The sequence below is a fragment of the Agilicoccus flavus genome (assembly GCF_014857905.1).
In the GTDB taxonomy this organism is placed as follows: Bacteria; Actinomycetota; Actinomycetes; order Actinomycetales; family Dermatophilaceae; genus Agilicoccus; species Agilicoccus flavus.
In genome coordinates this window covers 230,214-243,289 of the sequence record NZ_JACYXE010000003.1, presented here as the reverse complement: position 1 = coordinate 243,289, position 13,076 = coordinate 230,214, and the positions used below count along the sequence as shown (strand labels likewise).

The 13,076-nt window shown below is 74.4% G+C and carries 11 protein-coding genes; 8 read left to right on the top strand and 3 right to left on the bottom strand.

Going from position 1 to position 13,076, the window contains the following annotated elements; genetic code table 11:
• Window positions 1–10: 10 nt before the first annotated feature.
• On the bottom strand, window positions 11–1,879 hold the full coding sequence (dxs, locus tag ICW24_RS06910) for a 1-deoxy-D-xylulose-5-phosphate synthase (RefSeq protein WP_226344984.1): 1,869 nt from the start codon (window positions 1,877–1,879) through the stop codon (window positions 11–13).
• Window positions 1,880–2,065: 186 nt separating this feature from the next.
• On the opposite strand from dxs, the gene ICW24_RS06905 reads away from it, so the two are divergent.
• From ICW24_RS06905 to ICW24_RS06890, 4 genes are read left to right on the top strand one after another with little or no spacing between them, the layout of a single operon-like run.
• Window positions 2,066–4,783 carry a phosphoenolpyruvate carboxylase gene (locus ICW24_RS06905; protein ID WP_226344983.1) on the top strand — a complete coding sequence of 906 codons (2,718 nt, stop codon included), beginning with the start codon at window positions 2,066–2,068 and terminating at the stop codon, window positions 4,781–4,783.
• Window positions 4,784–4,804: 21 nt separating this feature from the next.
• Window positions 4,805–5,659 (top strand): hypothetical protein, encoded by an 855-nt coding sequence (locus tag ICW24_RS06900; protein ID WP_226344982.1) that lies wholly within the window; start codon window positions 4,805–4,807, stop codon window positions 5,657–5,659.
• Window positions 5,656–6,429 (top strand): hypothetical protein, encoded by a 774-nt coding sequence (locus tag ICW24_RS06895; protein ID WP_226344981.1) that lies wholly within the window; start codon window positions 5,656–5,658, stop codon window positions 6,427–6,429. The genes ICW24_RS06900 and ICW24_RS06895 overlap by 4 nt, the downstream gene beginning before the upstream one ends.
• 9 nt (window positions 6,430–6,438) lie before the next feature.
• Entirely contained in the window at window positions 6,439–6,894 is a 456-nt protein-coding gene (locus ICW24_RS06890) for an HIT family protein (protein WP_226344980.1), read from the top strand.
• 169 nt (window positions 6,895–7,063) lie between these two features.
• Here ICW24_RS06890 and ICW24_RS06885 read toward each other — a convergent pair whose 3' ends face one another.
• On the bottom strand, window positions 7,064–7,435 hold the full coding sequence (locus ICW24_RS06885; protein WP_226344979.1) for a hypothetical protein: 372 nt from the start codon (window positions 7,433–7,435) through the stop codon (window positions 7,064–7,066).
• A gap of 156 nt (window positions 7,436–7,591) precedes the next feature.
• Between ICW24_RS06885 and ICW24_RS06880 the strand changes: the two genes are divergently transcribed.
• Genes ICW24_RS06880 through ICW24_RS06865 form a run of 4 tightly spaced genes read left to right on the top strand, consistent with a single transcriptional unit; the run spans window position 7,592 to window position 10,040 of the window.
• Window positions 7,592–8,155 carry an acyl-CoA thioesterase gene (locus tag ICW24_RS06880; protein ID WP_226344978.1) on the top strand — a complete coding sequence of 188 codons (564 nt, stop codon included), beginning with the start codon at window positions 7,592–7,594 and terminating at the stop codon, window positions 8,153–8,155.
• Window positions 8,152–9,438 carry a lycopene cyclase family protein gene (locus ICW24_RS06875; RefSeq protein WP_226344977.1) on the top strand — a complete coding sequence of 429 codons (1,287 nt, stop codon included), beginning with the start codon at window positions 8,152–8,154 and terminating at the stop codon, window positions 9,436–9,438. Before ICW24_RS06880 ends, ICW24_RS06875 begins: the two co-directional genes overlap by 4 nt.
• A gap of 27 nt (window positions 9,439–9,465) precedes the next feature.
• Window positions 9,466–9,792: a hypothetical protein gene (locus tag ICW24_RS06870; protein ID WP_226344976.1), complete on the top strand. Its 327-nt coding sequence runs from the start codon at window positions 9,466–9,468 to the stop codon at window positions 9,790–9,792.
• 2 nt (window positions 9,793–9,794) lie between these two features.
• Window positions 9,795–10,040 (top strand): hypothetical protein, encoded by a 246-nt coding sequence (locus ICW24_RS06865; RefSeq protein ID WP_226344975.1) that lies wholly within the window; start codon window positions 9,795–9,797, stop codon window positions 10,038–10,040.
• Window positions 10,041–10,206: 166 nt separating this feature from the next.
• On the opposite strand, the gene acnA is transcribed toward ICW24_RS06865, so the two are convergent.
• Complete coding sequence (gene acnA, locus ICW24_RS06860; RefSeq protein ID WP_226344974.1) at window positions 10,207–12,984, bottom strand: aconitate hydratase AcnA; 2,778 nt, start codon at window positions 12,982–12,984, stop codon at window positions 10,207–10,209.
• Window positions 12,985–13,076 lie beyond the last annotated feature (92 nt).

The following is a 13,076-nucleotide window of genomic DNA, read 5'->3' as shown; positions in this document are numbered from 1 at the left end:
GCCCGTCGGCTCAGAGGCGGGCGATGAGGTCGTCGGCGATGTCGTCGGGCGTCAGCCCGGCGCCGCGCAGGATCGCCCCGCGGGAGTCGTGGTCGAGGAACTCCTTCGCGAGGCCGAAGCGCCGGACCGGCACGTCGACCCCTTGAGCGGCCAGGGTGGCGGCGACCGCCGACCCGATGCCGTTGTCGGCGACGTGGTCCTCGACGACGGCGACGAGGCGGGCGCGGGCGGCGGCCCCGACGAGACCGGGGGCGACGGGCAGCACCCAGCGGGGGTCGACGACGTCGACGCGCAGGCCCTGGGCGGCGATCTTCTCGGCCGCGCCGACCGCGATCTCGGCCATCGCCCCCACCGAGACGAGCAGGAGGTCGAGGTCGTCGCCCTCGCCGTGGCGCGCGAGGACGTCGAAGGCGTCGGCGCGTTCCACGACCGGCAGCGGGGCGGGCTCGGTGCCCTTGGGGAAACGCAGGACGGTGGGCGCGTCGTCGACGTCGACCGCCTCGCGCAGCGCCGCCGCGAGCTGCTCGCCGTCGCGGGGCGCGGCCAGCCGCAGCCCCGGCACGATCGAGAGCAGGGAGTAGTCCCACATGCCGTTGTGCGAGGCGCCGTCGCTGCCGGTCACACCCGCCCGGTCGAGCACGAACGTCACGCCGGCGCGGTGCAGCGCGCAGTCCATGAGGAGCTGGTCGAACGCGCGGTTGAGGAACGTCGAGTAGATCGCGACGACGGGGTGCAGGCCGGTGTAGGCGAGCCCGGACGCCATAGTCACGGCGTGCTGCTCGGCGATGCCGACGTCGAACACGCGGTCGGGGTACTTCTGCGCGAATCCGCGCAGTCCCACGGGGATGAGCATGGCTGCCGTGATGGCGACGATGTCGTCGCGCTGCGCGCCGAGCCGCTCCAGCTCCTCCGAGAAGTTCGCCGTCCAGCTCCGGCCGGCGATCTCGAGCGGGAGACCCGTCTCGGGGTTGATGACGCCCACGGCGTGGAAGGCGTCGTCGGAGTCGTTCGTCGCGTGCTCGTACCCGTGCCCCTTCTCGGTGAGCACGTGGACGATGACCGGGCCGCCGAAGTCGCGCGCGCGCCGCAGCGCCGTCTGCAGCGCGTCGAGGTCGTGACCGTCGACGGGGCCCACGTACTTCAGACCGAGGTCCTCGAACATGACCTGCGGCGCGACGATGTCCTTGAGCCCCTTCTTCACGCCGTGAAGGGCGTCGAAGGCGCGGTCCCCCACGACCGGGGCCCGCGTGATGACCCGCCGCCCCCACGACATGACGTCCTCGTAGCGACGCGTCGTGCGGAGCAGGCCGAGGTGCTCGGCGAGCCCGCCGGTGGTCGGGGCGTAGGAGCGGGCGTTGTCGTTGACGACGATGACCAGCGGCAGCGTCTTGTCGGAGGCGATGTCGTTGAGCGCCTCCCACGCCATGCCGCCGGTGAGGGCGCCGTCGCCGATGACGGCGACGGTGTGGCGCCCGGTCTCGCCGCGCAGGCGCCGGCCGCGGGCGATCCCCTCGGCCCACGCGAGCGACGTCGACGCGTGGCTGTTCTCGACGATGTCGTGCTCCGACTCGGTGCGGCTGGGGTAGCCGGACAACCCACCGCGCGAGCGGAGGCCGTCGAAGTCGTGCCGACCGGTGAGGATCTTGTGGACGTAGGAGATGTGACCCGTGTCGAAGACGATGGAGTCCCGCGGCGAGGAGAACACGCGGTGCAGCGCGACCGTGAGCTCGACGACCCCGAGGTTCGGGCCGAGGTGGCCCCCGGTGCGCGAGACCGACGACACGAGGAACGAGCGCACCTGCTCGCACAGTTCGGGCAGCTGCGCCGCAGACAACCCGCGCAGGCGCGCGGGCGAGGTGATCGACGACAGCAGGCTCACGGGCGTTCGGTCCTTCCGGTGACGGGTAACCGTCCGACCCTACGACGCCGAGCTGGGCGTCCGCTCCCCGCGCCCCGGGCCCGCGCGCCCACCCGGCGGGCGGCCCGCTCGAACAGCGCCGCGGCGCCCCGACCGCCGGTCGGACACGTCGGAGGCCCCGCGGGCGCCCTTCCTAGACTGGCGCGCATGGCGAACGAGACCGCGCTGCCCCCCACCCGTCCGGTCACCCTCGAGGACGATCTGGCGTTCCTGCGGGGGCTGCACGAGCAGGTCCTGCGCGAGGCCGGCGGCGACACGCTGCTCGACCTCGTCCAGGCGCTCGTCGCCGCGTGCGCGAACCCGAGCACCGCGGAGTCGATGGCGTCGGCGCAGGCCATCGTCGGCGACCTCGACGCGGCGAGCACGGCCGCGGTCACCCGCGCCGTCACCGTCCACCTGCACCTGACGACCCTCGCCGAGGAGCGCCAGCGTGCGCGGGGCCTGCGGGCCGAGGACGCGGAGTCCGGCGAGGGCATCGAGTCCGGCGGCGTCTCGCCCGCGCTGTCGCGGCTGCGCGGGGAGGCGCCCGAGCTGCTCGACGGGCTGCGCATCCACCCCGTCCTCACCGCGCACCCCACGGAGGCCCGGCGGCGGGCCGTGACCGCGGCGTTGCGCCGCATCGCCACCCACCTCGACCTGCACGACGACCCGGCGAACGGTCCCGCCGGGCGGGCCTTCGCGCGGCGGCTGCTCCTCGAGGACATCTCGACGTTGACCCGGACGGCCTCGCTGCGCAGCACCCAGCCGGAGCCGGGCGACGAGGTGCGCACCGTCATGTCGATCTTCGACCACACGCTCTTCGACATCGTGCCGCGGCTGTACCGCTCCGTCGAGGCGGCGCTGCCCGGCGCCGACCCGGGGGTGAGCCCGCCCCGGGTCCCCGCGTTCCTGCGTTTCGGCTCGTGGGTCGGCGGCGACCGCGACGGCAACCCGCACGTCACCGCGGCCGTGTCCCGCGAGACCGTCGGGCTGCACGCGGAGCAGGCCCTCACGCAGCTCGCGCGGGCCGTCGACGCCGTGGCGCGCGCGATGACCGTGGACGCCGCGTGGAGCCCGCCCTCGGACGCGCTGCGTGAGGCGCTCGCCAACGACGCGGTCGCCTTCCCGGAACGGTTCGCGCAGGTGGAGAAGAGCTCACCGGGCGAACCGCACCGGCAGAAGATGCTCATCGTCGCGTTCCGCGTCGAGGCCACGCGGGCCCAGCGCGCGGGGGCGGGATACACCGACCCCGACGAGATGCTCGCCGACCTTGCCCTCGTGCAGGACAGCCTCGTCGCCGCCGGCGACCTGCGCAGCGCGTACGGCGACCTGCAGCACCTGATCTGGCTCGTCGAGACCTTCGGGTTCCACCTCGCCGAACTCGAGGTGCGCCAGCACTCGGCCGTCCACGAGGCCGTGCTCACCGAGCTGCTCGCCGGCCTGCCCGACGTCACCGACCCGGCGGCCGCGGCCCAGGACGCGCACCTGCTCGACCGCCTCGCGCGCGACGGCTGGCCGACGGGGGTGCACCCCACCGGCGAGCGGGCCGAGGAGGTGCTCGACACGATCCGGGTCATGGCCTGGCTGCAGGAACGGTGGGGGCCGCGCTCCTGCGGGCGCTACATCGTCAGCTTCAGCCGCAACGCCGCCGACCTCGCGGCCGTGCGCGCCCTCGCCCGCCTGGCCGTCGGGACCCGGCCGCTGCGCCTGACCGTCGTCCCCCTCTTCGAGACCGGCGCCGACCTCGAGAACGCCCCCCGCATCCTGCGCGACTGGGCGGCGCTGCCCGCCACGATCGAGCACCTCGAGTCGTCCGGGCGGGTGGTGGAGGTCATGGTCGGGTACAGCGACTCCGCCAAGGACGTGGGCCCGGCGTCCGCGACGCTCACCCTCGGCCGGGCCGAGGAGGAGCTCGTCGCCTGGGCGCGCGAGGCGGGCGTACAGCTCACCCTGTTCCACGGCCGCGGCGGTTCCCTCGGCCGCGGCGGCGGCCCCCTGCACCGCGCGATCATGGCGCAGCCGAGCGGGTCCGTCGACGGCCGGTTCAAGGTCACCGAGCAGGGCGAGGTCATCTTCGCCCGGTACGGCGACCGGACGATCGGCCAGCGGCACCTCGAGCGCCTCACCTCCGCCGTCCTGCTCGCCGACGAGCCGGAGCGGGCCGCGGCGCGCGACGCCGCCGCCCGCCGGTTCGCCGACGTCGCGGCCGTCGTCGACGCGCAGAGCCGCGGCTGCTACCGGGCGCTCGTCGAACAACCCGGCTTCGCCGACCTCCTCGCCGACGTCTCGCCCCTCGACGAGATCGGCGAGCTGCGCCTCGGCTCCCGCCCGGCCCGCCGCAGCGGCGCGAACAGCGGCCGCGGCCTGGACGCCCTGCGGGCCATCCCGTGGGTGTTCTCGTGGGCGCAGACCCGGGTCACCCTGCCCGGTTGGTACGGCATCGGTTCCGGTCTCGCGGCCGTCGACGACCTCGACGCGCTGCGGGCCGCCTACCGGGAGTGGCCGCTGTTCGCGTCCCTCATCGACGTCGCCGAGATGAGCATCGCCAAGTCCGACCGCGAGATCGGGCGCGCCTACCTCGAGCTCGGCGGCCGCCACGACCTCACCGAGCAGATCCTCACCGAGTTCGACCTGAGCAAGAGGCTCGTCCTCGCGGTCCTCGACCAGGAGGAGCTGCTCGAGCACAAGCCGCACCTCGAGCGGGCCATCGGCGTGCGCCTGCCGTACGTCGACGCCCTCAACCACCTCCAGTTGCGCGCGCTGCGGGTGCTCCGGCTGCCCACCGACCCGACGAGCGGGCAGACGCGCCCCGACCGGCAGGAGTGGCGCCGGGTGCTTCTGCTCACCGTCAACGGCGCGGCCGCCGGGCTGCAGAACACCGGCTGAGTCCGCGCCTACCCTGGCGGGATGAGCACCCCGGCCGCCGCCCGCCTCGACGCGGCGACCCGGGCGTTCTGGCGCACGGTGGGTCGGCCCGTCGACCTGCGCGGCGCGCACGCCTGGCTCGACGCCCCGTGGGTGAGCGCCTCCCGCGTCGACGACACGTGGGTCGAGGCCTACGCGCAGCGGCTGGGTGGGCGGGTCCGGCGCGTCGCCGACGGCGGCCTGCTGCGCGACATGGCCGATCTCGACGGGCCCGGGTTCGCGGCGAGCGACCTCCATCCGCTCGTCCGCGACTTCTACGAGCACACCGGCGCGTGGCGCATGGAGGTGTGGACGCAGTGGAGCCCGCTGTTCGCCCCCGGCGGGGCCCTCGTCGCGCGCTGGTTCGGGCGCCGCGTCGGCCAGCTCGCGCTCCCGACCCGCCCGTTGGACGTGGCCCGGGGCGTCGACAGCGACGTCCGCCTCCTCCTCGACGGATCGGGCGAACAGGTCGCGGCCGCCTGGCTGCGGCGCCTGCGCGCGAGCGGCGCCACCCTCTACAGCGGGTGCTACTCGGTCCGGCCGCTGCCCGGCTCGGACCGGCCGAGCGTCCACGTCGCTTTCCCCCTCGAGGAGGGCAACGTGCAGGTGTTCCTGCGCCCGCGGGCGGACCCCGACGGCTCGCTCGTCCTCTCCTCCCCCGCCGGGCCGTTCGGGGCCGACGGCGCCTACGTCGTCGTCCGGCACCGGGGCGGCGCGCACGCCGCCCGCGCGCCCATCCACGAGGAGTTCCGCGTCTTCGTCGACGACGAGGGCGTCCTGCGCACCGACCACGACCTCGCGTTCGGCTCCCGCCGCGCCGCCCGGCTGCACTACCGCCTCGAGCGGCGGCCGACGTGAGCCGGCCCCGAGCCGTCCCGGCCGGGACGCCGCCTCATCCTTGCGCCCGGACCGCGTCGCCGGCGGGCGGCGGCGACCGGGCGGCCCTCTCGCCCTCGGACTACCCCTGGTGGACCCTGCCGGGGCGCCCCGGCGTGCTGCGGGAGGGGCGCTTCGTCCCGGGGCCGGTGACCCCTCCGCGGGATCCGGACCTGCGCGCCGTCGTCGCGGTCGGGTCCAACGCCTCCCCCGAGGTGCTCGCGGCCAAGCTTCCGGCGGACGGGCCGGCCGTGGTCGTCGCGCCCGGGCGGTTGCAGGGGCTTGGCGTCGGGCACTCCGCGCACGTGAGCCTGCGCGGCTACGTGGCAGCCGCCCCCTACCGCGACCCGCACGCGGTCTCGGACGTCGTCGTGGCCTGGCTCGACGCGGCCGGTCTCGCCGCGCTCGACGCGACGGAGCCCAACTACGACCGGCTCCCGCTGCCCGGCGGCGCGCGGCTCGTCGTGGCCGGGGCGGAGATCGCGGCGGCCGAGCTGTACGTGTCCCGCCACGGTGTCGTGGACCTCGGCGGCGGCCCGGCGGCCCTCGGCCCCCAGGCGGCGATCCTCACGGCGCTCGCCGGCGTCCCCACGCTGACCCACCTCGTGGGCGGGTCGCCGGCCGACGCGGCGCGGCGTCTGGCCGCGGACCCCCGCGCCCGGGAACGCGTCCGCGCCGCGCTCGCCGACGGGGGCCTCGCCCGCGCCTGGACGACCGAAACCGGCCGGGACGCCGGCCGGCCCGGCCCGTAGGCTCGGGCCATGGCGACCTTGTTCAGCAAGATCATCGACGGCGAGATCCCCGGACGATTCGTCTGGGCCGACGAGCGCTGCGTCGCGTTCCTCACCATCGCCCCCCTGCGGGACGGGCACACGTTGGTCGTCCCGCGGGGGGAGACGGCCCAGTGGACAGATACCGACCCCGACCTGTGGGCCCACCTCACGGAGGTCGCGCGGCACGTCGGCCGCGCCGCGCAGGCCGAGTGGGAGTCCCCGCGCGTGGGCCTGCTGTGCGAGGGGTTCGAGGTGCCCCACACGCACGTCCACGTGTGGCCGGCGTGGGGGCCCGCGGACTTCGACCTCCACAACGCCGACCACGACCCGGACCCGGCGCGCCTCGACGACGCCGCCGCCCGGCTCCGGGCGCGGCTGAGGGCCGACGCCCGGACGGCGCCGTCCGTGCCGGCCGAGCCCGGGGACTCCGCCGCCACGTCCTGACCGGCGGCCCGCCCACCTGTCCGACGTGGGCCGAGACGCACCGTGTCGACCCGTCTCGCCGCTCGGTGGGTGTACGTTCCGGGCCGCGGCCCTCGCCCCATGCCAGGAGGGCGCTGAGCAAAGCCGCCGATCAGCGGCGGGCCGGCCGACGGGATCGTCGATCAGTCTCCTAGAGCCGCGGCGTGTACGGCACACCCTGGAGCGCGTCGCGGACGAGCGCGGCCGCGTGGGCGTTCGCCCTCAGCCGCAGGCCCTCCCGCTCCAGGGCCCCGAGGATCTCGGGCAGCGCGCGCGGCTCGACGTGCTCACCGAGCTCGACGCGGACCTGCCGGTAGGCGTCCCGCATGACGACGACCTGCCCCTCGACGTGCCGCGCCGCGATCCACGCGAGCGCGACGGGATGGCGCCGCCAGGCCCCGTAGGCGCGGTAGTCGGCGGGGCACTGGTCGAGCAGCCAGGCGACGGCGGCGTCCTGCCACCCGGGGCTACCGGGCGGCGGGACGCCCGGCGGCCACCCGGGCGGGGTCCGGCGTTCGTTCACGACGCCAGTGTGCCCGCGGGCACCGACAGCCTCCCCCGACCGCCCGGCCGACCGCCCGGAGCCCGCGGATGCGGTCCACGGGCGCCGCCCGACCACCGGCCCGCACCGACGCACCCGAGCGTCGCCGACGGGGTCGGACCGGCGATGATGAGCGGCATGCCCCGCCTCCGCCTCGACCACTCCGACGCGCGCTTCACGTACTCGACCCGGCTCGTCGTCCGCTTCGACGACGTCAACCTCGGCGGCCACCTCGGCAACGACCGGCTCGTCAGCCTCCTCGGCGAGGCGCGCAGCCGGTTCCTGCACGACCTCGGCGTCCCCGAGGAGGGCGGGACCGGCCCCGACGGCGCCCCCACGCCGGGCGTCATCATGGTCGACCTCGCGGTCACCTACCGCCGCGAGGTGGGCCTGCGCGACGAGCTGCGGTTCGACCTCGGCCTCGACGACCTCACGCGTGTCGGCGGCGACGTCCTCTACCGCGTCGTCCGCGAGGCCGACGACGCGGTCGTCGCCACCGCGAAGACCGGCATCGTCTTCTTCGACTACGCCCAGCGGCGCGTCGTCAGCGCACCGGAGGCGTTCGCGGCCGCGGCCGCCCGCCCCTCGCTCGACCGCCGCAGCGGCGAGATCGGCGACGGCCGGGGCGGGGGCGGAGGCGAGGACGAGGATGAGGGCGGCGACGGTGCCGACAGCGGCGACGAGGGCCGGGGAGCGGCGTGAGCGACGGCGCGGAGCGGCCCATCCCGGTCGGGGGCCACGACGTCGCCGTCGTCGGCCTCGGGCCGGCGGGGCGGGCGCTCGCCCACCACTGCGCCGCCGCCGGGCTGCGCGTCCTCGCCCTCGACCCGGCCCCCGACGCCCCGTGGCGCCCGACGTACGGGGTCTGGGCCGACGAGATCGACGACCTGCCGGGGCACGTCGCCCGCTCCCGCACGGACGGACCCGTCATCGTGGCCCGGGGCGCGCACCCGCTCCCCCGCACGTACGTCGTCCTCGACAACGCCGCCCTCCAGCGGCATCTGCACCTGGACGGGGTGGACATCCGCGCGCGCCGGCTCACCGACGACGACGTGAGCGCCCTGGCGGCCCACGTGCCGGTGGTCGTGGACGCCCGGGGAGCCAGGCCGTCGGGCGACGGCGGCTCCCTCGGCGCCGACCGGCGGGGCGTCGAGGTCACCGACGCGGCCCCGGCTCAGACCGCCTACGGCGTCGTCGTCCCCGAGGCCGCCGCGGCCCCCGCCCTCGACGGACATCCCGCCCTGCTCATGGACTGGCGCACCGACTGGCGATCGGACTCGACCGGCGGCGCGCGGCGCGCGGCGGGGGCCGATGCGGCGGGAGCCGACGGCGGCCCCGCGGCCGGGGTGCCGACGTTCCTGTACGCCGTGCCGCTCGGGGCGGGACGGGTCCTCCTGGAGGAGACCGCGCTCGCCGCCGCGCCCGCGGTGGACCTGCCCGAGCTCCGACGTCGGTTGCGGACCCGGCTCCTGCGACGCGGTGTCGACCCGGCCGCCGTGGACCACCCCCTCGCGACCGAGCACGTGGTCATCCCCATGCGCGGCCGCGACGCCCCGCCGCCGGCCGGGACGATCGCCGTCGGCGTCGGCGGCCGCGGCGGCAACATCGTCACCGGCTACTCGGTGGCGCACTCCCTGCGCACGGCCCCGGCGCTCGCGGCGACCCTCGCCGCCGGGGGCGAGCCGCGCCCGCCGACCGCGCCCGCCGGCGCGCAGGCCCTGCGCGAGGCGGGCCTGCGGGCCCTGCTGCGCCTGAGCGTCGACGGCACCCTCGACCTCTTCGACGCCTTCGGCCGCCTGCCCGCCGACTCCCAGCGCGCGTTCCTGAGCCGCTCCGCCGGCCCGGGCCCGCTCCTGGGCTCGATGTGGCGGATGTTCGCGACCATGCCCCCGCGGGGGAAGGCCGACCTCGTCCGGGCGACCTTGGGGCACGACGACCCCCGCTCACGCCTCACAGAGCCCCGCCCGTGGCCCCGATACCGGTGACGCCACGCCGGCTCCGGGGGAGGGTGGGTGGGAGGAACCCGGTCCGAGCTCCTGCACATCGCGGCGACACTCATCACGGTGTCCCTCGAGGACGGCCCCCTGACCGAGCTTGTCGCCGACCGCTACCCGTGGATGTACGCGCTGAGCGCGCGGGATCGGGACGAGTGCGCTCGGGACCCCGTCGACGCCGCGCGGGCGTCCTTCTCCACGCATCAGCCGCACCTGGCCATTGCGACGCTCACGAGCTGGCGCGAGACGGCCGCGGCGATCGCCGCGGGCCTGGCCTCCCGACCGGTCGTGTGGCTCGACGAGCACGACGATCCTGTCGGTCGTGCGGTCGTGCAGCGTCCCTGATCATGCCCAAGAAGATGCTGGTCCCGCGACCGGCGACGAGGTCGGAGTACGTGCTGAAGTACGCCACGAAGCAGGCCGAGAAGGTCTACGTGGACGACAGCACCGTCTACCTGGAGCAGGTCCACACCGCACACCCCTCCGAGACGTCGTCGCCGGTCTCGGCCGTCCCGTGTTCTGCCCGTTGCCACGCAGTGAGCCACTGCGGGTCGGGCCGCGGACGTGCCGACCGCCCTGACGGGCGTCCGTAGGCCCGACCCCGACGTCACGAACTGCGCAGACACAGGACGAATACGGACCGACACGATGCGCGCCCCGCCAGGCCGAAACCTGACGGGGCGCGTGTGCGAGACCCCAGTGCGATCGCCGATGGCAGCGAGTCAGCGACCAGCTTCTCTGGGATCCGAGCCGATCTGCTCAGGCACCGGCGAGTTGGCGCAGCACGTACTGCAGGATGCCGTCGTTGAGGTAGTACTCGCGCTCGCCGGGGGTGTCGATGCGGACCACCGCGTCGAACTCCACGGCCTCGCCGCCGTCCTTGGCGGCCTTGACGTGCACCGTCTTGGGCGTCTTTCCCTCGTTGAGCTCGGTGACGCCGGTGATCTCGAAGGTCTCGGTGCCGTCGAGACCGAGGTCGGCCGCGGTCTTGCCCTCGGGGAACTGCAGGGGCAAGACGCCCATCCCGATGAGGTTCGAGCGGTGGATGCGCTCGTAGCTCTCGGCGATGACGGCCTTGACCCCGAGCAGGCGCGTGCCCTTCGCGGCCCAGTCGCGCGACGACCCAGAGCCGTACTCCTTGCCCGCGAGGATGACGAGCGGGACGCCCGCCTCCTGGTAGGCCTCCGACGCCTCGAAGATGCTCGTCTGCTCGCCGCCCGCCAGGAAGTTGCGCGTGAACCCGCCCTCGACGCCGTCGAGGAGCTGGTTGCGCAGGCGGATGTTCGCGAAGGTGCCGCGGATCATCACCTCGTGGTTGCCGCGGCGGCTGCCGTAGGAGTTGAAGTCCTTCTTGTCGACGCCGTGCTCGGCGAGGTAGAGCCCCGCCGGGCTGTCGGCCTTGATCGACCCCGCCGGGCTGATGTGGTCGGTGGTGACCGAGTCACCCAGCTTGGCGAGCACCCGGGCGCCGGAGATGTCCTCGACCGGCGTGAGCTCCATCGTCATGCCGTCGAAATACGGGGGCTTGCGGACGTAGGTGGACTGCGGGTCCCACTCGAAGGTGTTGCCCTCGGGGGTGTCGAGGCCCGTCCAGCGCTCGTCGCCGGCGAACACGTCGGCGTACTGGGTGAGGAACATGTCGCGGTCGATCGAGGAGTCGATCGTCGACTGGACCTCGTCGGCGCTCGGCCAGATGTCCTGCAGGAAGACGTCCTTGCCGTCCGAGTCCTGCCCCAGCGCCTCGGACTCGAAGTCGAAGTCCATCGTCCCGGCGAGGGCGTAGGCGACGACGAGCGGCGGCGAGGCGAGGTAGTTCATCTTGACGTCGGGGTTGATCCGACCCTCGAAGTTGCGGTTGCCCGAGAGCACCGAGGTGACGGCGAGGTCGTTCTCGTTGACGGCCGCCGACACGTCCTCGGGCAGCGGGCCCGAGTTGCCGATGCACGTCGTGCAGCCGTAGCCGACGAGGTGGTAGCCGAGGTCCTGCAGCGCCGGCCACAGCCCGGCCTTCTCGTAGTACTCGGTGACGACCTTCGACCCGGGGGCCATCGACGTCTTCACCCACGGCTTGACCTTGAGGCCCTTCTCGCTCGCCTTCTTCGCGAGCAGGCCCGCGGCGAGCATGACCGAGGGGTTGGAGGTGTTCGTGCACGAGGTGATCGAGGCGATCGAGACGATGCCGTGGTCGATCTCGAAGGACTGGCCGTCCCGCGAGACGGTCACGCGCTTGTGGGGGCGGCTCGACCCGTTGCCTTCGCTCGCGGGCTTGCTGCCGCCGTTCTGACCCTCGTCGGACCCCTGCGGGGTCGGGTCGCTGGCCGGAAAGCTGGAGGCCGCGCCCGCGTCGCCCTCGTCGCCGTCGACGTACGTGGGCAGCACCTTGCGGAACGAGTCCTTCGCCTCCGAGAGGAGGATGCGGTCCTGCGGGCGCTTCGGGCCGGCGATGCTCGGCACGACCGTCGACAGGTCGAGCTCGAGGTGCTCCGAGAAGCGCAGCTCGCGGTCGGGGTCGTGCCACATGCCCTGCTCCTTGGCGTACGCCTCCACGAGCGCGACCTGCTCGTCGCTGCGGCCGGTCAGGCGCAGGTACTCCATCGTCACGTCGTCGATGGGGAAGATCGCGCAGGTCGAGCCGAACTCGGGGCTCATGTTGCCGATCGTCGCGCGGTTGGCCAGCGGGATCGACGCGACGCCCTCGCCGTGGAACTCGACGAACTTGCCGACGACGCCGTGCTCGCGCAGCATCTGCGTGATCGTCAGGACGACGTCCGTCGCCGTGACGCCCGCGGGGATCTCGCCGGAGAGCTTGAACCCGACGACCCGCGGGATGAGCATCGAGACGGGCTGGCCGAGCATCGCGGCCTCGGCCTCGATGCCGCCGACGCCCCAGCCGAGCACGCCGAGACCGTTCTCCATCGTCGTGTGTGAGTCGGTGCCGACGCACGTGTCGGGGTAGGCCACGCCGTCGCGCTCCATGACGACGCGCGCGAGGTGCTCGATGTTGACCTGGTGGACGATGCCGGTGCCGGGCGGGACGACCTTGAAGTCGTCGAAGGCGCCCTGGCCCCAGCGCAGGAACTGGTAGCGCTCGCCGTTGCGCTGGTACTCGAACTCGACGTTGCGCGCGAACGCGTCGGAGCGCCCGTAGACGTCGATCTGCACCGAGTGGTCGATAACGAGCTCGGCGGGCGAGAGCGGGTTGACCTTCTCGGCGCTGCCGCCGAGGTCCTCGACGGCCTCGCGCATCGTGGCGAGGTCGACGATGCAGGGCACGCCGGTGAAGTCCTGCATGATGACGCGGGCCGGGGTGAACTGGATCTCGGTGTCGGGCTGGGCGTTCTCGTCCCAGTTGCCGAGCGCCCGGATGTGGTCGGCGGTGATGTTCGCGCCGTCCTCCGTGCGCAGGAGGTTCTCGAGGAGCACCTTGAGACTGTAGGGCAAGGTCTGAGCCCCGTCGACCGAGGCGATGCGGTAGATCTCGTACTCGGCGTCGCCGACGCTCAGCGTCCCTTTGCTGGTGAAGCTGTCCTGGCTCACGAATTGGCTCCTTCGCTACGTGCTGACTGCGGTACGGGTGGCTCTGCTGTCCCGGTGGGCCTGCGGTCCGGGTTGCTCTGCGGTGCCGGCGG

What these genes read in the sequence shown, in the direction of transcription:
- ICW24_RS06905 (WP_226344983.1), top strand. Translation starts at nt 2,066, where the DNA reads ATGGCGAACGAGACCGCGCTGCCCCCCACCCGTCCGGTCACCCTCGAG.
- ICW24_RS06900 (WP_226344982.1), top strand. Translation starts at nt 4,805, where the DNA reads ATGAGCACCCCGGCCGCCGCCCGCCTCGACGCGGCGACCCGGGCGTTC.
- ICW24_RS06890 (WP_226344980.1), top strand. Translation starts at nt 6,439, where the DNA reads ATGGCGACCTTGTTCAGCAAGATCATCGACGGCGAGATCCCCGGACGA.
- ICW24_RS06880 (WP_226344978.1), top strand. Translation starts at nt 7,592, where the DNA reads ATGCCCCGCCTCCGCCTCGACCACTCCGACGCGCGCTTCACGTACTCG.
- ICW24_RS06865 (WP_226344975.1), top strand. Translation starts at nt 9,795, where the DNA reads ATGCCCAAGAAGATGCTGGTCCCGCGACCGGCGACGAGGTCGGAGTAC.